The organism is Halosimplex yunnanense (assembly GCF_054504345.1).
In genome coordinates this window covers 161,264-182,059 of record NZ_JBTJEL010000034.1, presented here as the reverse complement: position 1 = coordinate 182,059, position 20,796 = coordinate 161,264, and the positions used below count along the sequence as shown (strand labels likewise).

20 protein-coding genes are annotated in these 20,796 nt (G+C 67.5%); 12 read left to right on the top strand and 8 right to left on the bottom strand.

The genetic code is table 11. The annotated features are described in order from the left end of the window. The first annotated feature begins 42 nt into the window (after positions 1-42). The 4 genes from AB2U09_RS12245 (at position 43) to AB2U09_RS12230 (ending at position 3,150) form a co-directional block, all read left to right on the top strand. The gene (locus tag AB2U09_RS12245) at positions 43-582 is read left to right on the top strand and encodes an NUDIX hydrolase (RefSeq protein ID WP_459193275.1); all 540 of its coding nucleotides are present in this window, start codon (positions 43-45) and stop codon (positions 580-582) included. Further along, on the top strand, positions 579-1,178 hold the full coding sequence (locus AB2U09_RS12240; RefSeq protein ID WP_459193006.1) for an NUDIX hydrolase: 600 nt from the start codon (positions 579-581) through the stop codon (positions 1,176-1,178). Before AB2U09_RS12245 ends, AB2U09_RS12240 begins: the two co-directional genes overlap by 4 nt. A gap of 94 nt (positions 1,179-1,272) precedes the next feature. Then, entirely contained in the window at positions 1,273-1,635 is a 363-nt protein-coding gene (locus tag AB2U09_RS12235) for a rhodanese-like domain-containing protein (protein WP_459193005.1), read from the top strand. Positions 1,636-2,385: 750 nt separating this feature from the next. Next, the gene (locus AB2U09_RS12230; protein ID WP_459193004.1) at positions 2,386-3,150 is read left to right on the top strand and encodes an IclR family transcriptional regulator; all 765 of its coding nucleotides are present in this window, start codon (positions 2,386-2,388) and stop codon (positions 3,148-3,150) included. 158 nt (positions 3,151-3,308) lie between these two features. Here the strand turns inward: AB2U09_RS12230 and AB2U09_RS12225 are convergent, their stop codons facing one another. After that, positions 3,309-5,045, bottom strand: coding sequence for an ABC transporter permease subunit (locus tag AB2U09_RS12225; RefSeq protein WP_459193003.1), 1,737 nt, complete (start codon positions 5,043-5,045; stop codon positions 3,309-3,311). A gap of 167 nt (positions 5,046-5,212) precedes the next feature. Here AB2U09_RS12225 and AB2U09_RS12220 point away from each other — a divergent pair, with 167 nt between their 5' ends. After that, positions 5,213-6,487 (top strand): substrate-binding domain-containing protein, encoded by a 1,275-nt coding sequence (locus tag AB2U09_RS12220; protein WP_459193002.1) that lies wholly within the window; start codon positions 5,213-5,215, stop codon positions 6,485-6,487. A gap of 128 nt (positions 6,488-6,615) precedes the next feature. Here AB2U09_RS12220 and AB2U09_RS12215 read toward each other — a convergent pair whose 3' ends face one another. Then, a complete protein-coding gene (locus AB2U09_RS12215) occupies positions 6,616-7,485 on the bottom strand; it encodes an ATP-binding cassette domain-containing protein (protein WP_459193001.1) in 870 nt (289 codons plus the stop codon). 713 nt (positions 7,486-8,198) lie between these two features. Between AB2U09_RS12215 and lacZ the strand changes: the two genes are divergently transcribed. After that, positions 8,199-11,348, top strand: a complete 3,150-nt coding sequence (lacZ, locus tag AB2U09_RS12210; RefSeq protein WP_459193000.1) for a beta-galactosidase, LacZ type — start codon at positions 8,199-8,201, stop codon at positions 11,346-11,348. A 719-nt stretch (positions 11,349-12,067) separates the two neighbouring features. Continuing rightward, the gene (locus tag AB2U09_RS12205; protein WP_459192999.1) at positions 12,068-12,814 is read left to right on the top strand and encodes an MBL fold metallo-hydrolase; all 747 of its coding nucleotides are present in this window, start codon (positions 12,068-12,070) and stop codon (positions 12,812-12,814) included. 17 nt (positions 12,815-12,831) lie between these two features. Here the strand turns inward: AB2U09_RS12205 and AB2U09_RS12200 are convergent, their stop codons facing one another. Then, entirely contained in the window at positions 12,832-13,128 is a 297-nt protein-coding gene (locus AB2U09_RS12200) for a DUF7968 family protein (protein ID WP_459192998.1), read from the bottom strand. 107 nt (positions 13,129-13,235) lie between these two features. Between AB2U09_RS12200 and AB2U09_RS12195 the strand changes: the two genes are divergently transcribed. Beyond that, positions 13,236-13,607 carry a hypothetical protein gene (locus tag AB2U09_RS12195; RefSeq protein WP_459192997.1) on the top strand — a complete coding sequence of 124 codons (372 nt, stop codon included), beginning with the start codon at positions 13,236-13,238 and terminating at the stop codon, positions 13,605-13,607. A gap of 6 nt (positions 13,608-13,613) precedes the next feature. On the opposite strand, the gene AB2U09_RS12190 is transcribed toward AB2U09_RS12195, so the two are convergent. Further along, positions 13,614-14,981 (bottom strand): eIF2B alpha/beta/delta subunit family protein, encoded by a 1,368-nt coding sequence (locus AB2U09_RS12190; RefSeq protein ID WP_459192996.1) that lies wholly within the window; start codon positions 14,979-14,981, stop codon positions 13,614-13,616. Positions 14,982-15,123: 142 nt separating this feature from the next. On the opposite strand from AB2U09_RS12190, the gene AB2U09_RS12185 reads away from it, so the two are divergent. Next, the gene (locus AB2U09_RS12185; protein WP_459192995.1) at positions 15,124-15,612 is read left to right on the top strand and encodes a metallophosphoesterase family protein; all 489 of its coding nucleotides are present in this window, start codon (positions 15,124-15,126) and stop codon (positions 15,610-15,612) included. Between the two features lie 48 nt (positions 15,613-15,660). Here AB2U09_RS12185 and AB2U09_RS12180 read toward each other — a convergent pair whose 3' ends face one another. From AB2U09_RS12180 to AB2U09_RS12170, 3 genes are all read right to left on the bottom strand, one after another. Further along, entirely contained in the window at positions 15,661-15,981 is a 321-nt protein-coding gene (locus AB2U09_RS12180) for a DUF7344 domain-containing protein (RefSeq protein ID WP_459192994.1), read from the bottom strand. Positions 15,982-16,042: 61 nt separating this feature from the next. After that, a complete protein-coding gene (locus AB2U09_RS12175) occupies positions 16,043-16,705 on the bottom strand; it encodes a helix-turn-helix domain-containing protein (protein ID WP_459192993.1) in 663 nt (220 codons plus the stop codon). A 506-nt stretch (positions 16,706-17,211) separates the two neighbouring features. Continuing rightward, positions 17,212-18,030: an inositol monophosphatase family protein gene (locus tag AB2U09_RS12170; protein ID WP_459192992.1), complete on the bottom strand. Its 819-nt coding sequence runs from the start codon at positions 18,028-18,030 to the stop codon at positions 17,212-17,214. Between the two features lie 119 nt (positions 18,031-18,149). Between AB2U09_RS12170 and arsN2 the strand changes: the two genes are divergently transcribed. The 3 genes from arsN2 (at position 18,150) to AB2U09_RS12155 (ending at position 20,547) form a co-directional block, all read left to right on the top strand. Beyond that, a complete protein-coding gene (gene arsN2, locus AB2U09_RS12165) occupies positions 18,150-18,638 on the top strand; it encodes an arsenic resistance N-acetyltransferase ArsN2 (RefSeq protein WP_459192991.1) in 489 nt (162 codons plus the stop codon). A gap of 116 nt (positions 18,639-18,754) precedes the next feature. Then, positions 18,755-19,582 carry a coenzyme F420-0:L-glutamate ligase gene (locus tag AB2U09_RS12160; RefSeq protein WP_459192990.1) on the top strand — a complete coding sequence of 276 codons (828 nt, stop codon included), beginning with the start codon at positions 18,755-18,757 and terminating at the stop codon, positions 19,580-19,582. Beyond that, positions 19,579-20,547, top strand: coding sequence for a 5,10-methylenetetrahydromethanopterin reductase (locus AB2U09_RS12155; RefSeq protein ID WP_459192989.1), 969 nt, complete (start codon positions 19,579-19,581; stop codon positions 20,545-20,547). Before AB2U09_RS12160 ends, AB2U09_RS12155 begins: the two co-directional genes overlap by 4 nt. A 23-nt stretch (positions 20,548-20,570) precedes the next feature. Here AB2U09_RS12155 and AB2U09_RS12150 read toward each other — a convergent pair whose 3' ends face one another. After that, complete coding sequence (locus AB2U09_RS12150) at positions 20,571-20,792, bottom strand: DUF8024 family protein (protein ID WP_459192988.1); 222 nt, start codon at positions 20,790-20,792, stop codon at positions 20,571-20,573. Between the last annotated feature and the right edge of the window lie 4 nt (positions 20,793-20,796).

Sequence of the window (20,796 nt, the reverse complement as noted above, 5' to 3'; positions counted from 1 at the left end):
GAGCGCGCCGACGAGGCATCGACAGTCGACGGCGGCGGTCCCATGCGCGAACCGGCCCACGAGTGGCGCGTCGTCGACCGCGAGACCGAGTACGAGACCGGCTGGTACGACGGCGGCTACGACCGCGTCGAACAGCCCGACGGCACCGAGAAAGACTACTACTGGGCCGAACTGCCCGACGCGGTTGTCGTCGTCGCGCGCACCGGCGACGAACTCTTGCTGGTCGACCAGTACCGCCCCGTGATCGCCGAGCAGTGTCTCGAACTCCCCGCCGGAATCGTCGAGGACGGCGAGTCCTTCACGACCGCCGGCGCCCGCGAACTGCGCGAGGAGACCGGCTTCGACCCCGCCGGCGTCTCCCTGATCGAATCGTTCTGGTGTTCGACCGGCGTGCTGCGCCACCGGCGGGGCATCGTCTTCGCCGAGGGGCTCGAACCGGTCGAGCGCGACCTCGACGGCAACGAGTTCCTCTCGGTGACGACCGTCCCCGTCGAGGACGCGCTGGACGTGGCCCGGCGCCAGCCCGCGAACGACGCCACCATCGAAGGGGTGTTGCTCGCCCGCGAGGAGGGGCTGCTGTGAGCGGCGAGGACTCGCCGACCCCGTCGAGCGCCGACGCGCTCGCGGAGCCGCCCGCGGACGCCGGCGCCGGCTGGACGCACCTCGACACCGAAATCGTTTGGGAGAACCCGTACTTCGCGGCAGGCTACGACGAGTACCGCCAGCCCGACGGCGAGGTCGGCCGCTACTACTGGATCGACCCCGGCGACTTCGTCGCGGTCGTCGCCGAGACCCCCGACGACGAAGTCGTCCTGCTCGAACAGTACAGCGCCCGACTGGAGGGGTCGCTGTTGACCTGTCCGGGCGGTGCGGTCGACAACGGCGAGTCGTTCGTCGAGGCCGGCGTCCGCGAACTCGAAGAGGAGACGGGCTTCCGTGCTGGCACGGCCGAACTGCTGGAGACCTATCGGCCGACCGCCTGGACGCGGATGACCCAGGCGGTCGTCCACGCGACCGACCTCGAACCGGGTACGCCCGATCTCGAAAGCGGTGAGGACATCGACGCGTTCACCGTCCCCGCCGAGGAGGCGGTCGCGGCCGTTCGCGCCCGGGAGTTCCCCTTCGGCGGCGGGCTCGCTCCGCTGCTGGTCGCCCTCGACGACGGACTGCTGGACTAGCGGACGGTTTGACTGACCGGCGGCTGCGCTCGTGCGCCGCGAACGCGCGACTCCGACGAGCATATAGCGACCGGCTACCGATCGGGATCCAACGATGGACGGCGAAATCACCGGCGAGGAACTGCAGTCGCTACTGGACGAGACCGAAGACGGCGACCTCCGGATCGTGGACATCCGCAACCCCGGCGCGTTCGAACGGGGCCACATCCCCGGGAGCGATAACATCCCGGCCAACGAGCTGACCGACCGCGTCGAGGAACTCGACGGCGCCGACCGCGTCGTGACGGTCTGCCCGATGGGCAAGTCCAGCGTGCAGGCCGCCCGACTCGTCGGTTCGTACGAAGGCGTCGAGGGCCCGGTTGAGAGCCTCGCTGACGGGCTGAACGCCTGGGACGGCCCGCTCGAATCGGCCGACCCGTCCGGAGGGTCCGGCGACGGCTCGGCCGCTCCGTTCTGAAACGCGTTCGCTGTCTCGCTTGCCGCCGACCGCGTAGCCGTCGCTACGGGCGTCGAGACGGTGGCTCGGGAAAAGGCCTCGTCACAAGGGGCTCAGTGGGGGTAACTGCTCGTCATCGCCACCGAGCGTGAGTAACGCCCCCCTCCTGAAAAGCCCGTTTATCGGTCGGTGCGGCCGACTGGAGAACACGACCACGGCGACAAGTCAAATCCGCTGGATTCCGGAGTCGCATCTAACTCGATCTGCGCTAGAGACGATATTGTAGGTATTTATTTTATTATCCTATTTTTATAATTCTGGCATCGAACGTCGATCCGTCGATCGAGGTGAGTGGCGGCGCAGGCAGCCACTACACTCGCACCAATATCGGTTATTTCGCTGTGTTTCAGTTCCGATACCCGATTTCACGAATGGATTTTTCATCTTCGGCGAGGGGTCTTCTGCTGAGATCGTCCGTTAGGAAGGTACGAGAGGGATCGGATCGAGAGCCGCCAGAGTGGCGGAATACGGAACGATTCGGTCGTCGCCACAGCGATACTGCTACTCGAGTCTGATTCGATGACGATCACCCTCTACTAACCATAACATACCATATACTAATCCCGAAAGGTTTGATATCTCATCTGAATTGGTGGTAGATATCGTTACAGCGTCCGTTGCGTTCACAGATCTGCTCCTCGGCACAGGTGGTAGTGCTACTCTCCCGATATTGGCGTAAATACATAAACCACCGACATGAGTAGTAATGGTATGAGCAAACACGGGACACACAAGATAAACTCCACTGCGATCAGCTTCCGGATCCTGAACCTCGTGAAAGAGCGGGAGGGCGCGGCGTGTTCGGACATCGTCGACGACATCGAGATGCCGACGAGTACCGTCCACGACCACCTGCAGACGCTGACGGATCTGGGATACCTGGTGCGGGAGGACGACGAGTACCAGGTCAGCATGAAGTTGCTCGAACTCGGCGGGTTCGCCCGGACGCAGTCGCGGCTGTACAACGTCGCGGAATCGGAGATCCAGAACCTCGCGCTGGAGACCGGCGATCACGCGAACCTGATGTCCGCGGAGAACGGCCTCGGCGTGTTCCTGCTCAAGCGAAAGGGCGACGAGGCAGTCCACCTCGACACCTACGAGGGCAAGCGGGTGTACATGCACACCACTGCGCTGGGGAAGTCGATGCTCGCGTTCATGGACGAGAGGCGCCGCGACCGGATCATCGACGAATACGGGTTACCGACGGTGACCGAGAACACGATCGGCGACGAAGACGTCCTGCGCGAGGAACTCGCCGAGATCCGCGACCGGGGCTACGCGACCGACGACGAGGAGCGCCTCGAAGGGATCCGCTGCATCGGCGCGCCGATCCGGACGGACGACCACACGGTCGTCGGCGCCGTCAGCATCACCGGGCTCAAGAGCCGGATGCAGGGGGAGTACTTCCAGCAGACGATCCCGGAGACGGTGCTCCGAACAGCCAACACCATCGAAGTGAACATGCGTCACGGATGACCTGCCGTCGCGTCGGCCCCGGTCGATCGCACGGCCGAGACCGCCAATTCTGACTCCCCAGCCGCAGCGATTCTCACAGTTGCACCGAGTAGCTACGGGAATTAGAAGATGGACGGCGAACCCGTCGAAAATCCTGCAGCGGTCGAACCGGCGGACGATCAGCCGGCCGACGCCGCCGCGAGCTGTGACGCCATCGCGGCGGCCGTGACGAGCCACAGGAGCGCGACGCCGAGGACCGCCGCGGCGCTCCGCCCTCGGGACAGCCCGTGGAGTTCGCTCGTCCCGTAGTACCAGAGCAGGCCGACCCCGAGCACGACCGGCAGCGCCGTGATGGCGACGAGCACGGTGAGAAAGTGGAAGCCGTACAGCGCCGCCGGAACGAAGCAGATCGCCGTCGGGGCGAGCGCGAACCCGACGATCTGGACGGTCTCGTCGAGCGTCCCGGTTCCGCCGAGAGCCCGCGTGATGGCGTGCAGGAAGACGACCGAGAGCAGGTACACCCCGCCGACCGAGACGAACGCGAGGACGGGGACCGTACCGAAGGACCCGACGCCGCTCCCGACGATGAACAACGAGAACTCGAACGGTATCAGCGGCGCCCCGAACACCGACGACCCCGCGAACGACAGGGTCACGGCGGCGAGCAAGGGGATGCTCCAGACCACGGCGACGAGCGAGGCGAACGTGATCGCCGGCGTGATCCCCTGGATCTCCTCGCCGACGTGGCGGTAGAACCCGCGCGGGTCGCGGACGATCCACCGGAACGGCTCGATCAGTTTCTCGTCGAGGACGCCGCCGCCAGTGTGTCGGGTGAGCGCGTCGATCCCGACGGCGAAGATGATGAAGGCGCCCGTCAGCACCGAGAACAGTTGCGTCCCCATCCCGGCGAGCACGAGGATGTTCTGGGTCAGCGAGAACACGAGCGCGCCGAGGACGGTCCCGACCATCGTCCCCTCGCCGCCGAACAGGTCGCTGCCGCCGATGACGACCGAGGCGATGACGATCAGCTCCAGCCCCGACCCCGTCGTCGGCGAGGCGTTCCCGGTGAACGCGACCTGGCTCATCCCGGCGAAGACCGCCAGGACCGCGACGATGGCGAAGTTCGCGATCTTGATCTGGTCGGTGTCGATCCCGGTGTACCGGGCGGAGCGCTCGTCGCCGCCCGTCGCCTTCGTTCGGTAGCCGAACCGGGTGTAAAAGAGGAGGTAGTGGAACACGACGCCGATCGCGAGCATCCAGAATATCTGGACGGGGACGGAGGTGAACGCCTGCGTCTCGCTGTGGACGACCGGGACCGCGTACTCGATCACCGGGATCGTCAGCAGCGTCACGTCCGTGAACGGTATCAACACGTCGAACGGCAGGTTGAGCGTCGCGCCGAAGGCGGTGAGCAGGGGCGTGTACTCCTGGCTCGGGATCGCCTGGGTCACGTTGTCGAGGACGATGAGCGTCGCGCCCTGCATGAGCGTCAGCGTCCCGATGGTGACGATCAGCGAGGGCAGGCCCAGTTTCGTGACGAGGAGTCCCTGTGCGATCCCGTAGACGACCGCGAACAGGGTCACGACGACGAAGATGAACACGACCGAATAGCCCTCGATGCGCATCACCGTCAGGAGGGCGCCCCCCAGGCCCATCATCGACCCGACCGACAGGTCGAACTCGCCCGCGGTGATGAGCATCGTCATCCCGTAGCCGATGATCGTCACGACCGCGGCGTTGCGGAGGACGCCGGTGACGTTGCTGAGCGTCAGAAAGACATCGGCCCTGACGAACGCCCCGATTACCGAGAGGGCGAGGACGGCGAGGACGACCCCGAACTCCCGTTGCCCGAGCACCCGTTCTGTCAACGTCCGCTCCCGTGTGAGGTCCTCGACCTCACTCGCAGTAGCAGTCACGATCGCATCTCCACTACCATACTATAAATAATTAATGTGGGTCGATACCGCACCTCGCGCCAATAGGTACCGCTTCCCGATCGAACGCATCGCACCAAATTCACCATCAAAAATAATGTTATATCGAAACCTATAAATACTGAATAGGCAATGCGTTTGATGTCAGTATGACTGATAGAATTGTCGACTACGAGGACGACGACGACGTCGTCTCGATCGAGCTCGGCGTGTCCCGGCGGAAGCTGCTGAAACAGCTGGGGACCGCCGGGCTGATCGGCGGTGCGGGCGGGGTCGCAGGGTGTTCCGATCTCAGGAGCAGCGGCACGGACCCGGGCGGGACCGGTGGCGGGACGGACGGGGGTACGGCGAACGTCCAGCCGACGGACAGCGACGGCGGTGGGCAGGCGCCGAACTTCAAGCGGGTCGAACTGGTGCCGCCCCCCTCGGCGGAGTCGATAGACAACTCCAGTCCGAGCGACCCCGAGCGTCGCATGGTGCTTGTCAACCAGAACGGGGAGAACCAGTTCTGGGTCCCGTGTATCAACGGCCTCAACGACGCGCTCAACAAGCTCGGCTGGCGCGGCCAGATGCTCGCCCCTAACGGCTACGACGAGACCAAACAGGTCGAGATCCTCAACACGACCATCGACACGCTCGAGTCGAATCGGGACGTCATCGGATCGACCATCATGGGACCGGAGGCGTACAAGGCGCCGGTCAACAAGGCCCTGGAGAACGACATCATGTTCTTCCAGTGGAACACGACCCACCCCGACTGGACGCCACAGGTCATGCGCGGGGAGTTCGGGCGCGTGCTGCCGTACGTGGGCCAGCGGTCGTACCGCTCGGGATACGCGGTCGGGGTGACGGCGCTGGAGAAGGCCAACGACACGTTCAGTTCCGACACCGAGCTGACGATGCTGCCGACGCTCGCGGTTCCCGGCCACCCGGCGCTCGAGGGCCGCATCCGTGGCGTCCGCGACGCCTTCTCGAACGCGGACCGGTCTGTCACGATCCAGGAGACCCTCGACATCGGCCAGGACATCTCCGAGGCGACCAGCCGGATCCAGGACCGCTACAACACCAGCGAGTTCAACGTCCTCTGTGGCTGTGGCTTCTGGGGCCCGACCGCGTCGGCGAGCCTCGTCGAGAACGAGGGCCTCGAAGGCGAACTCGTCAACGGCGGGTTCGACCTCGTCGAGTCGGTCATCAGCGGTGTCCGGAACGGTACCATCTCGTTCACCGTCGGGCAGGACCCCTACTCACAGGGGTACATGCCGGTCATGCTCGCCTACGCCTACATGGACCGCGGCGTGATGCCGAAAGACTACGTCACCGGTGCGGAGATCATCGACGAGTCCAACATCGAGTTCGCCGCCCAGCGCTCGGGCGACTGGCCCGACCTGCGCGACTGGCAGGAACAGAACTACGGCAACAACTGATCGAGCAGTGCAGGGGAGGACGCGCTTGCCTTCGGACGCAGCGGCGACCCGTTTTCGTCAGTCCATCGTGAAAGACACCGGCGGGTACTCGACGGAAAATACCAGTGCGACGAGCGGCGTGATCGCACTCAGTTTTCGGCCGGTTCAGTCTCGGTCGCGTCGCCGTTCGTACCGGCGATCGCACCGGTCATCAGCCCCACGACGTGCTCGCGGTCGAACGAGCCGTCGTTGTCCAGCACGTCGACGAGCGTCCCGTCCCGGAGGACGGCGATGCGGTCGGCGACCTCGAACACTTCCTCGAGATTGTGCGAGATGAAGACGACCGTGTGGCCCTCCGCCTGCAGCGTCTCGATGACTTCGAGGATCTTCTCCGAGCCCTCGACCGACACTTCCGCCGTCGGTTCGTCAAGCAGCACGACCTCCGGATCGGAGATGAGCGCGCGAGCGACGGCGATAGCCTGTCGTTGCCCGCCGGAGAGTTCCGCGGTACTGGCGTTCGGGTCGACGCTGAACCCGATCCGGTCGAGGGCCGAGACGGCCTCGCGCTCCATCTGCTCGCGGTCGACGTGACCGAGGAGCCGCCAGAGGCGGCCGTCGCGGATCGGTTCCCGGCCCATGAAGACGTTGCTCGCCACGTCGTGCTGTCCGGACAGGCCGAGTTCCTGAAACACCGTCTCGATACCGGCCTGCCGCGCGTCGTTCGGGTCATCGAGGACGTGTTCGGTGAGGCGCCCGTCGCGACGGATGCTGATCGCCCCGCTGGTCGGGGTGATCACCCCCGCCAGACACTTGATCAGTGTCGACTTCCCCGCGCCGTTGTCGCCGACCAGCGCGAGGACCTCGCTCTCCTCGATCCGGAACGACACGTCTTCGAGCGCCTGCACCCCCTCGTACCGTTTCGAGAGCCCGTCGAACTCGATGACTGCGTCCGCCCCGCCCGCCTTCCCACCGGTACCGTCGCCTGGCTCGCCGGTTTCACCAGCGTCTGCCGTGGACATACCTCGTCTGGCGGGGCTTCACTAATAAAAGTTCACCACAGATGGGACTCACCGTACAGGCCCGCTTCTGAGCGAAACCGACGGCCCGTTCCGGCGTGATCGGAGTTCCCTCCGAACAAACCGTCCCGGGAGATCGAACCGACGCGCTGGGAGCCCGTCGACCGAAATTTCGGGCACGCCGTCTACAGCGTCCGGCACCGACGATCGATCGGCCCCGCTCGGCCGCCCCCGACCTGACCGTCGAGCCGGATCGTCCGACACCGATTCGGCGATCCGTTCCGATCACGCCGGAGCGAGATCTCGGTTTCGTGTCCGACCGAAACTGATCTCTGAGAGACAAGAACCGGACTCGCCGAAACGTACCAGCAGCCTGCCGATTGGCTATGTTCCACGGTCGAGTTTGGTGATATCAACCCACACGGATCGGGTCCGAACGCCGGCTGCCACGGACATCAGTCAGTTATCCTGAACCGACAGCGGGCGTACACTCGGCTCCGACAGTGTCGGACTCGTCTCCGACTGGACGCCAGAGATTACACTCATACATCCGGAAGTGCGTTACCCGGATCACCGGCGGCGGAACGACACGGACGACCGCCAACCGTCGGGAATCGGCGGGTGTGCCGTCGTCCTCTCACTAGCGGTGATGACGGTGACCGGATCCCGATCCCACCCGAAGAGTAATCATCGCCCGCTCGCACACCACGGACGACATGGAAGACTGGATCGACCCCGAAACGGTCGGACGGAGCCGGCTCGAACCGCACACGGACGTGCTCCCCTACGCGGACGGCGTGACTGCGCGGGAGGGCGCCCGTGCGGCCTCGCCGTGGATCACGCTGCTGAACGGCGAGTGGCAGTTCGACCTGGCACCGACACCGGAGGACGCTCCCGAGGGATTCGCCGACCCCGAGTTCGACGCCGCCGACTGGGACGGCATCGAAGTCCCGCTGAACTGGCAGGCCGCGGGGTACGGGCGGCCCCACTACACGAACGTCGACTACCCGTTCCCGGTCGACCCGCCGCAGGTCCCCACCGAGAATCCGACCGGCTCGTACCGCCGCACGTTCCACGTGGACGAGGACTGGGACGGGCGACGGGTCCGGCTCCACTTCGAGGGCGTCGACTCGGCGTTTCACCTCTGGGTGAACGGCGAGCGCGTCGGCTACAGCGAGGGCGCGCGCCTCCCCGCGGAGTTCGACGTGACCGAGCACGTCGAGCCCGGCGAAAACACGATCGCGGTCCGCGTCTACAAGTGGACCAACGGGAGCTACATCGAGGACCAGGACATGTGGTGGCTCAGCGGCATCTTCCGGGAGGTGTACGCCTACGCCGTCCCGGAGACGCACGTCGCCGACGTGGACATCCGCACGGATCTGGACGGCGACTACGAGGACGCGACCCTGCGCGCCAACGTGGAACTCGCGAACGCCGGAGCGAGCGAGGCCATCCGGACGGTCTCCGCGACGCTCCGCGACGAGGACGGGACGGTCGTCGCCGAGCTCGGCGGAACGGCGGAGGTTCCCGCGGACGACGCGTCGACCGTCACGCTGGAAACGACCGTCGAAAACCCCGACAAGTGGACGGCGGAGACGCCGACTTGCTACACGCTCGAACTCGCGCTGCTGGAGGGTGAGAGGCGAAGTGCGAGCGAGGCCGACGATCCGATCGAGGTCGTGACAGAGACGGTCGGCTTCCGGGAAGTCGGGATCGTCGACGGCCAGTTCCTCGTCAACGGCGAGGCGGTGACTATCCGCGGCGTGAACCGCCACGACTTCCACCCCGACCGCGGCCGTCACGTCCCGATCGGCGCGATGCGCGAGGATATCGAGCTGATGAAACGCCACAACGTCAACGCCGTCCGGACGGCTCACTACCCCAACGACTCCCGGTTCTACGACCTCTGTGACGAGTACGGGCTGTACGTCCTCGACGAGACGGACATCGAGTGCCACGGGATGGAGAACGCGCCGGAGACGCCCCATATCAGCGACGCGCCGGAGTGGCGCGACGCGTACGTCGACCGCATGGTCCGGATGGTCGAGCGGGACAAGAACCACCCGAGCGTCGTCGTCTGGTCGCTCGGCAACGAGTCGGACTTCGGCGAGAACCACGTCGCGATGGCCGAGTCGACCCGCGAGCGCGACCCGACGCGGCCGATCCACTACGAGCCCGACACCGAACAGGAGGTCTCGGACATCGTCGGGCCGATGTACCCGCCGTGGGAGCAACTGGAGGCGTGGGCCGCCGCGGACGACTACGACCATCCGGTCATCATGTGCGAGTACGCCCACGCGATGGGCAACGGGCCCGGAAGCCTCGGCGAGTACTGGGACCTGATCGACGAGTGCGAGCGCTTGCAAGGAGGATTCGTCTGGGACTGGCTCGACCAGGGGCTGCGCCAGCGGACCGACGACGGCGAGGAGTGGTTCGCCTACGGCGGCGACTTCGGCGACGAGCCCAACGACGCGAACTTCAACATCAACGGCCTCGTCTTCCCCGACCGCGAGCCGTCGCCGGGCCTCGTCGAGTACAAGAAGGTAATCGAGCCCGTGACGCTCGCCGCGGGAGACCTCGACAGCGGCGAGGTGGTCGTCGAGAACCGCTACGACTTCCGCTCGCTCGATCACCTGCGTGCCTCGTGGCGCGTCGAAGCCGACGGCGAGGTCGTCGAGAGTGGCGCGCTCGAACTCCCCGCCGTCGAACCCGGCGAGCGCGGGACCGTGGCGGTCCCGCTCGCGGACGCCGAGAGAACTGAACGGGGCGACGCCGAGTATCTGCTGACGATCGAAGTCTCGCTCGCGGGTGCGGCCGCGTGGGCCGACGCCGGGCACACCATCGCGACCGGGCAGTTCGAACTGCCCGGCAGCGGCGAGCCAGCGACGCCGTATGCGGACAGCGCGCCGCTCACCACCGAGCGGACCGACGACGGCATCGTCGTCTCCGGTTCCGAGTTCGAACTCCTGTTCGACGACACCCACGGGGTCGTCGACTCGCTGACCTACCGCGGACGCGAACTCCTCGCGGAGGGGCCGCGCGTCGACCTCTGGCGGGCGCCGACGGACAACGACCGCGGGCTCCCTCTTGACGGACAGCTCCTCTCGCGGTTGACCGCGCTCTCCGAGCGGGAAGCGACGCTTCAGCCGGGGCAGTTCTGGACCATCGGGTTCGCGCAGATCTGGCGCGAGCACGGCCTCGACAGCCTGCAGTTCCGGGCCGACGAAGTGACGCACGAACGGGGCGAGGACGCCGTCGAGATCACCGTTTCCGGCCGGCTCGCGCCGCCGATCTACGACCACGGCTTCGCCACAGAGCAGACCTACACGGTCGCTGGCGACGGGTCGGTCACCGTCGACACCCGGCTCGAACCGGAGGGTGACATGTCCGTGATTCCGTCACTGCCCCGGGTCGGCCTCGACCTGCAGTTGCCCGGCGACTTCGAGACGGTCACGTGGTACGGCCGCGGTCCGGGTGAGTCCTACGCCGACAGCAAGCGATCGTCGCTGGTCGGCCGCTACGAGCGCGACGTGACCGACCTGCACACGCCCTACGTCCGGCCGCAGGAGAACGGGAACCGAACGGACGTGCGCTGGGCGACCTTCACCGACGGGAGCGGCGTCGGGTTGCGCGTAACCGGGGAGTCGCTGCTCGACATGACTGCCCATCGCTACACCACCGCGGACCTGGAAGCGGCGGATCACGTCCACGAACTGCCCGAGCGCGACGAAATCTCCGTCTCGCTCGACCACACCCACTGCGGCCTCGGGACCGGCAGCTGCGGCCCGACGACGCTCGAACGGTACCGCGTCGAACCCGAACCCGTGTCGTTCTCGATCGAACTCCGCCCGTTCGTCGCGGACTAAACGCTGGCCGCCGGTCGGCGACCCCGGACTGACCCGGTCGGTCCGCCGCCGTTCGCAGCGCGCTCACCGTCGAATCCCTCACCGGAAGCTCCACTAGCGATTTCTCGACGGCAATCGTCCATCAAACGTAATTCTACTATGTATTAGTCTTATCTTATCATTTTACACCCACACGATGGCCGGAACACGTGCGACGCTGCGGGCCGATCCACGACGCCATCAGAGACGGCTTCAATCGATACCAGTCTGTGTACCGAGGAATCCGTCAGAAATCCGGATTCCGGCGGATCTCAGTCTGTGGATTCGTGCAGTCCGTGCAGTTCGACCTGCCGACCCGGACTCACTCCACGAGCCTACGGTTCGAAGAGCGACCCACGGATACATCGACGACCTCACAGCCTGCTAGCGGTTTCTAAGCCGCCTTTATCATGACTGCGACTGATCTCTTGGCTGGGTTACTAAAAGTGACCACCCGACGGGAAGCCCAAAATTCGGACGCTAGATATACATTGTTCTGATGACTGGATCGTGTTTTAATCAGATTTTCTATATTCAGATAGCCGGTCGATGATAGGCACAGATCGTGCCGGGAGTCGGTCGGCTGGGTCGCTCGACGTCCCGTCCGGTCCCGTGTTCGTATACATTGGGATCGATCGAATACGCACGTAGCCGACCGACAAGCACCCGACTTATGTGGGCCGGGGAGCGTAGCTCTTTCAATGACCGTACGCCACGACGGGATAACCGTCGAGTGGCTGGGCTACGCCACGCTGCGGTTCGCCGGCGAGGACACCGTCGTCTACACCGATCCCGGACGGTACGGCGTCCTCACCGGCGAGTGGGAGCCCGACACCGACGGCGTCGGCCACCCGCCCGCGAAAGATTACCGACCGGAGGACGCCGACGTGGTCTGTCTCACCCACGTTCACCACTACGACCCGGACGGCGTCGAGCGGGTCGCCGGCGAGGATACGACCATCGTGGCGTTCGAGGGCATCGAGCAGGGCGTCGAAGACCGCGAGTTACCGCCGCTGTCGTCGCTGCCCTACGACGTCGAGACGGTCGGCGACACGGACAGCCTGACCGTCGAGGACGTACCCGTCTGGACGGTCCCGGCCTACAACGAGGAGAACGGCCCGCATACCCGCCCCGACGGCACCCCGTTCCACCCCGAGGGGTTCGGCTGCGGGTTCGTCGTCGACGTGGAGGGCAAGCGCGTCCTCTACCCCGGCGACACGGACGCGCTCGGCCCGCACCAGAACGTCGACGTCTCGGTGTTCTGCCCCCCGATCGGACCGCGGTTCACGATGAACCGTCACGAGGCCGCGGCGCTGGCCGCCGTGATGGAACCGGAGCTGGTCGTTCCCGTCCACTACAACACGTTCTCGACGCTCGAAACCGATTCGCGGGCCTTCGCCGCCGACGTGGCCGCTGCCGGCGTCCCCGTAGCTCTCGACGAATCGTAGCGGCTTCCGCCCCGAGTTCACTCGTCGACGCTCGTACTTTCCTCGGCCGGCACGAACGTGAACTCGGTCTCCTCGCCGACCCGCTGACCGCCTTCGACCGCTTCGACGGTGAGCGTGACGTCACGGGTGGCGCCGCAGCCACGGCTGACGAAGTGCTCCCAGGCATCGCCGGCGGCGACCGGCCCGGCCTCCTCGGTCCGGAGATAGGCGCTGTACCGCGGCTTCGACAGTTCCTCCGAGACGCGGTCGGTCACGGGGTCGTAGCGGAGGACGACCCGTGCGGCGACCGCGTCGGTGTCTGCGTTCGCTGTCACTGTTCGCTCGAACGGGGTTCTCTGTGAAAAGACGTGCGGCGGGTAGAGATACCCGTCCGGGTCGACAGAGAATTATGTCGGGCCGGTGAACACCCTCGCAGATCGGAATGTCGCTCGCCATCGCGCACTTCGCCGTCGGGGCAGCGTGTACGGCAGTCGTCCTGACCGTCCTCCCGGACGCCCCCTTCCAGCGGACGCTCGTCGTCATCGGCGGTATCTGGGCGATGATACCGGACGCATGGCGGTTCCTCCCCGTCACCGCCGGCGAGTACGCACACGAGTTCCACGCCACCCCGTTGGCGAACCTCTTCTGGTTCCACAACGTCCTCGACCGGGTCGACGTCGGCGACTCCAACGCCACCGGCGTCGTGTTGCTTGCCGGGCTGCTGTGCGTGACTGCCGCCGCCGAGTACCGCGACTATCGCGCGCCCGAACCCGTCCGCGAGGCGTTCCCCGACGCGGTGTCCGACGAGAACTGACGCCAGTTACTGCCAGTTCGCCAGTTCGCTGTGCTCGGCGGTGACCTCGGCGATTCCGTCGGTGTCGAGTATCCCCCGCTCGGTCACGAGTACGTCAACCAGAGCGGCCGGCGTCACGTCGAACGTGGGGTTCGCGACTTGCAGGTCGGCGTCGCCGTCGTACACTTCGGCGGGATCGCGCTCCTCGCGGTCGGGTTGTACAGGAGCGTCATCGACAGCGCCGTCGCCGTGACTGTCGCGTTCGGCCGGTGCGATCTTGTCGCTCGCGGCGACGACGAAGCAGTCGATCCCCTCGCTCGCGGCAGCAACCGCCGCTGCCCGCGTGCCGACCTTGTTGAGAACCCGGCCGTCCGGCAGGACCGTGTCGGCGCCGACGACCACCGCTTCGATGTCCGTCGCGGCCAGTCGGTCGGCCAGCGCCGCGTCCGTCGTCAGCGTCACTTCCGCGTCGGTCGCCGTCGCCAGTCGCTCGGCCGTCCCGACCCCCTCTCGGCCCGGCCGCGACTCGGCGACCAGCACTGCGTCCGGGTCAGCGCGTTCGAGCGCCGCGGCGACCGTCCCCGACCGCGAGAGGGTCGCGATCCGATCTGGAAGCCGATCTGCGGCGAGTGCCGCTGCGTCGGCGTCTGCGGCGTCGGCTCGCTCGATACCTTCGTGGGCAGCGGCTTCGAGTGCGGCCGGAGTACGGTCGTCGCTGGCGCGGGAGACCGCGCGGTTCACGCGGTTGGTGGCCACGGCCATCGCCGGGCGAGCGTCGAGGAGTTCCTCCGCAGTCGTAGCGAGTTCCGTCCAGCCCGTTCCGCGCTCGGCTCCTCCGCTGGCGGCGAGCGCGGCCTCGTCGCGCAGGACTTCGAGCGCCCGCAGCGAGAGGTAGGCGGCGCCGTGGTCGGCGTCCGTGGCGATCGACGCTGGTGTCGGTCGCACCCGGTCGTAGGACGTCCACAGGTCCGGGACCGACTCGCGACGGAGGACGTCGGTCGGCGGTGCCCACTCGAACTCGGCCGTCTCCTCGTTGGTATCGACGGCTCGCGACTCGCAGTCGAAGAGGTAGGGGTGAACGACCCACCGCGTCCCCAGGTCCGTGTCGGTCACTGCAAACGGGTCGCCCCGGCGGACGAGCGTGGTCGCCGTCTCCGGGTCGATCCCCGTCTCCTCGCGGATCTCCTGGCGGGCCGCCGCGTCGGGGTCGCCCTCGGCGTGGCCCGCGACCGCGCCCCACCGACCGCTGTAGGATCCCACCGCGTCGCTACGGCGGAGCAGGAGTACGTCACTCCCGTTCCGCAGGAAGACCGTGACGACGTGGGTCTCCGTGAGATCAGCGGCCGAATCCCGACCGTCGGTGGCTGGGTCCCGGTCGTCGGCCTCGTCGGTCATCGTCAGCCGGTAGTTCGTCGCCGGCCGGCAAGAGTCCAGGGGCCGGCGCTACGAGGGTCTGGGCGGAGCGCCGCGAGTGCGTTCGCCCGCGAGCGGTGCCGCGGGGCAAACCGACTTGGGGGAGCCAGTCGAACCCCCGCGCATGGAACTCGCCCTCGTCAGCGACACGCACATCCCTTCCCGAGCGCGACGGATCCCCGACCAGTTCCGCGAGCGGATCCGCTCGGCCGACCGCGTGGTCCACGCCGGCGACTTCGACTCCGAAAGCGCACTCGCCGATATGCAGGACCTGGCCGGCGACCTCGTCGCAGTCGCCGGAAACACCGACCCGCGCGTCGGCCTCCCCCAGCGCGCGACAGTCGAAGTCGGCGACGTCACCCTCGTCGTGACCCACGGCAGCGGTTCGAAGCGCGGCTGGATCGATCGGGTCGCGCGAGCGGTCCGCGAGGAAGCCGACGAACCCCGTGTCGGCGTCGCTGGTCACACCCACGAGGTCGTCGACCGCGAACACGACGGCGTTCGGATCCTGAACCCCGGCAGCGCGACCGGCGCTGCGCCCGCCGACCGGGCGACGATGATGACCGCCGACGTCTCGGACGGTCGGCTCGACGTGACCGTCCACGAGCGCTAAGGACTGGATTTCGACCGGTCGAGTCGATTCAACAGCGAGTCCCGGGCGTCACTCCTCGGTGACGAGCCGTCCGGCGGCCGCAGCCGACCGGTCGGTCGTCTCGACGACTCGGGTCTCCGGGTCGTATTCCACGAGCCCTGCCTCGTCGAGTTTCGGGAGGTGAACGTGGTGGAGAGCAACGGCGACGCCGTGGCGTGCTTCGCCCTCAGTGGTCCCTTCGGCAACGGCGACGCGCTCGCTCAGGTCGGCCAGCGGCGCCCGCTCGCCGCGCCCGGTCTCCTCGAGTACTTCGAGCAGGCGACGACGGCGCGGGTCCGCGAGGAGTTCGAACAGCGCGTCCGGATCAGAAGAAGTGTGCTGGGAGTCCATCTCGTTCTCTCACGGTAGGAGATATCCGGGGGTAAGCCGACGGGTGAGATACCGAAGGCGTTCAAGTATCCCTGACGTCGCCGGTGAGCAGCGCGTTCTCCACGAGACGGGCGATCCCCCGGTCCAGCCGCTGGGAGAACGCCTGCTGGGAGATGTCGAACGACGATGCCAGCTCCGTCGCGGTCGCGCCACGCGGGGACTCGAAATAGCCCGCCTCGAAGGCCGCGATGAGCGCGTCGCGTTGTTTCGCCGTCAGGTTGAACGTCCCGCTGTGGGGCTCGTTCGGCGAGAACAGCTGGTGGAGCGTCACGTCGCCGCTGTTCTTGAAGTGCGCGTGGAACTGGCCCAGCCGCTCGCGGTCGCCGAAGCGGACCCGCAGCTCCCATTCGCCCGAGCGACCCGTCGCGTCGATGATCGCCCCCTCGTGGTCGAGCACGAGGTCGACCACCCGCGCGACCGCGCGACTCCAGGTCATCTCGTACAGCCGCGCCCCCGCGAACGCGTCGGTCACCTCGAACGACGCGACCGACGGGTCGTCGGCCATCGCCTCCTCGAACGCCTCGAAACTGTCCTCGTCAGCCGACGCCCAGAGAAACGGCATGATCCAGTCCCGGCTGTGCGCGACGAGCCGGTCGAACTCCACGGTGACCGCAGGGGCAGCCTCGAGAGAATCGCCGAGTGCGAACGCCTCGGCGGAAACAGTGAAATCACCCACGACACTCATTGGAACCGGTAGACCGAACTGCGCGATGAGTCTTTCGGCCGGATCGAGAGAGGTGATACTGGACCGGATCGTCGGCTGTGCGTGAATTTTACCGGCTTCGAGCCGCCCCATAGGGGATACAGTACCGCAGGATGCGCTACGCGATGAAAGCCCTCGGCGCGCTCGCTAGGAGTTGTAGTGACCGCTATCGCAGCGGACAGCAGGCGATGAAAGCCCTCTGCGCGCTCGCGGTCGCTGAGCAGGATATCCGCGCTCTCCGCACCGCCCGCGCAGATAGTGCCTGCTCAGACGACTGAACTGCACGCGAGCCCGCCTCGCCCTTTCAGTCCGCCAGGACAGCACTGCCACCGCAACAGCATCCGCCCCGCACGGCACCACAGACGGCCACACGCCTCCCCAGCCGATTCCGGTACTCGTCGCTGCGCTCCTGCGCTCCTCATCCCTCGCACGACTTCCGCCGCGCGCATGAAAGCGCGCGACAGCGCGCGCCACGGCAGTAAACCGGTTCAGAGCGCGTCGGTGGCCGCATCCCAGAGCACGTCACACGTCTCCTCGTTGGCGCCGAAAACGGTGAGCGGGCCGTCGGCGTGTTCGACGGCGCCGGCCTCGCGAGCGAGGAGTTCGCCGGCGACCTGCTCGCGCTCGGCGGGGTAGTAACAGACGAAGCCGTCGAGCTGCCCGCGGGCGAGCAGGCCCCAGTAGACCACGGGCGCCCACGTCTGGATGCCGCGTTTGCAGACCCCGCGTACCGACTCCGCGATGGCGTCCCACTCGCGGCGCTCGGCGCCGCCCGAGACGACCTCTTGGCCGATTATCAGCCCGACCGTCGCCTTCTCGGGCGGCAGCGTGACGCCGTCGGTGACCTCGACGGTGGTCCCGTTGTACCGGACGCCGCCCCCGCGCTCGGCGACGTAGGTGTCGTCGAGAACTGGGACGTGGACGGCGGTCGCGACCGGATCGTCCTCCGGACCGGCCGGTCCCTGCCGGTCGCAAACGGTCGCGGCGACGCCGAACGTCGGGACGCCGACCGTGAAGTTGTTCGTCCCGTCGAGGGCGTCGACCACCCAGCGGTACTCGCCGTCACCGGGGTGGTCGCCCGACTCCTCGGCGGAGATGCGGTGGTCGGGGTAGACCGCGGAGATCGCATCGAGGACCCGCCGCTCGGCCTCGCGGTCGGCTTCGGCTTTGACGTCCGTCGCGGTGTAGTCTGCGGGAGTCCCGCCGTCGCGGAAGGCTTCGCGGAGGTACTCACCGGCGGACTCGACCGCCTCGACGGCGACGTCCGCGAGGTCGCCGACCTCGTCGCGTGCGGGGGTTTCGGACATGAGCATCCCTGTGCGGGGCCCGACCACCAGCGTTACGGATCGGGCACGGCCGCGGCCGACCGGATCAGGCCGATCCGCACCGGCAAACCTACTTGCCGGTCGCGACGGAACAGCGACGCATGGGTGGCCCGTCCGTCCGCCTCCGCCGCGCCGACGGAGCGGCGCTCTCGACCGTCGAATCGCTGCTCGACCGCAACGACCTCCCGTCGGGCGACGTGCGGTCCGGCCGGGGCAGGTTCTACCTCGGGTACGCCGACGGCCTCGACGGTGACGGCGAGCCCGTTCCAGCCGAAACGGCAGCCCGGGACCCGGTCGCCGTCGGCGGACTGGAGACCTACGGCGCGGACGCACTCCTCCGGTCGCTCGTCGTCGTCGAGTCGGCGCGGGGCGAGGGCGTCGGCTCGGCCGTCTGCGACGCGCTGGAGGAACGAGCGCGCACCGACGGTGTCGACCGGCTCTACCTGCTCACGACGACGGCGGCGGCGTTTTTCGCCGCCCGCGGGTACGAGGAGATCGAGCGGACCGACGCGCCGGCGGCCATCCGCGAGACCACCCAGTTCGCCGATCTCTGTCCGTCGTCGGCGACCTGTCTGTCAAAGACCCTCTGAGGGCTGGCCGCGTCCGTCGACGTACTGGCCTCCGCGCGACGGGGCCGTTCGTCACCGGTCCGGGCGAAGCCTGCTCGTAGCGGGGTGTTTTTGCCCGGGCGTACCGCAGGGCGGGTATGGAACTATTTGCGGTCGAGGACATCCCCGAGGTTCGCCCCGGCGACGACGTCGGCGAGTTGATCGCCGAGCGCGTCGACCTACGGGAGGGCGACGTCGTCTGCGTCTCCCACTCTATCGTCTCGAAGGCGGAAGGCCGACAGGCCGACCTGAGCGACTTCGACCCCGGTCCGCAGGCCGAGCGGATCGCCGAGCGCATCGGCGCCCTCGCCGGCGAGGAGAAAGACCCCCGCTTCGCGCAGGCGGTCATCGACGAGAGCCGAGAGCTGCTCACCGAACAGCCGCTCTTGCTCGCCGTGACGCGCTTCGGTCACATCTCCGTCAACGCGGGCATCGACCGCTCGAACGTCCCCGACGCGGACCTGCTCTTGCTGCCCGAGGACCCCTCGGCCAGCGCCGAGCGGATCCACGAGACCCTCGACGTCCCGGTCGTCGTCACCGACACCTCGGGCCGGCCCTTCAGGCAGGGCCAGCGCGGGGTCGCCATCGGCTGGGCCGGAATGCCCGCGGCCCGTGACTGGCGCGGCGAACACGACCGCGACGGCCGCGAACTGGGCGTCACCGTCGAGGCCGTCGTCGACGAACTCGCCGCGGCCGCAAACCTCCTGACTGGCGAGGGCGACGACGGCTTGCCCGTCGCCGTCGTCCGCGACTTCGAGTTCGGGGACCACGAGCCCCACGACGGCCTCTTCCGGTCGGAGAACGCCGACTACGTCCGCGACGCGCTCCGCGAGTGGGACTACGACCGCGACCGACTGCGGGGCGAGGGGAGCGACGGAGACGACGACAGTAACGGCGGAAGCGACGGTGAGGACGAGAATCGATGAGAGCCGTCGAACTCACCCCGGAGCACCCGGTCTCGACGCTCGCCGAGTTCGGCGAAACTGCGGAGGAGGCGGGCTTCGACGCCGCGTTCGTCAGCCACCACTACAACAACCGCGACCAGTTCGCGGCGCTGACGGCGCTCGCCGCCGCGACCGACGACATCCTCGTCGGCCCGGGCGTCGCTAACCCCTTCGAGACGCACCCGGTAACGCTCGCCTCGCAGATGGCGACGCTCGACGAGTACAGCGACGGCCGCGGCGTCTTCGGGATCGGTCCCGGCGACGCCTCGACGCTCGCCAACCTCGGCATCGACCCCGACCGGCCGCTCCGCAGGGTGCTGGAGTCGTTCAAAGTCGCGAAGCGGCTCTGGGACGGCGAGCGCGTCGACCACGACGGCACCTTCCGGGCCGACGACGCCGGCCTCAACTACGACGTGGGGTCGATCCGGGTCTACGTCGGCGCGCAGGGCCCGCACATGACCAGCATGGCCGCCAAACACGCCGATGGCGTGCTGTTCAACGGCGCTCACCCCCGCGATTACGAGTGGGCGAGCGACCGCGTCGCGAAAGGGCTGGCCGACCGTCCCGACGAGCGCGGCGAGTTCGACTTCGCCGCCTACGCGTCGGTGAGCGTCGCCGAAGACGGCGACGCGGCCCGGGAAGCCGCACGCTTCCCCGTCGCGTTCGTCGCCGGCGGCGCGCCCCCGCCCGTACTGGAGCGTCACGACATCGACCACGAGGCCGCCGAGGCGGTCGGCGACGCGGTCTCGGCCGGCGAGTTCCGCACAGCTGCCGAGCGGGTCACCGAGGCGATGCTCGACGCCTTCTGCATCGCGGGGACACCTGGAGAAGTCGAAGCGGAGATCGACGCAGTGCTGGAGTACGCGGACAGTTTCGTCGCCGCCGCGCCGCTCGGCCCCGACGTCGAGCGGGCCATCGAGCTACTCGGAGCGGCGGCCACGACGTAATCCGGGAGTGTCGCGCGCCTGGTCTATCGCGCTTCCGGCGGCGGCGAACTCGCGCCGGTGAACAGCGAGAAGAACGCGCCCAGCGAGAGGTAGCCCATCGCGATGACCGGGAGCGTGACGAACAGCGCGCCTAGCCCGATGAGCACGACGTTCAGCGGGTCGTGCATCGCGACGTCCTGGAAGTGGCCCGGCATTTCGAGGATGCTCTCGACGAGTTGCGTCGCCGAACTTGCGAGGTCTGCCATGCGC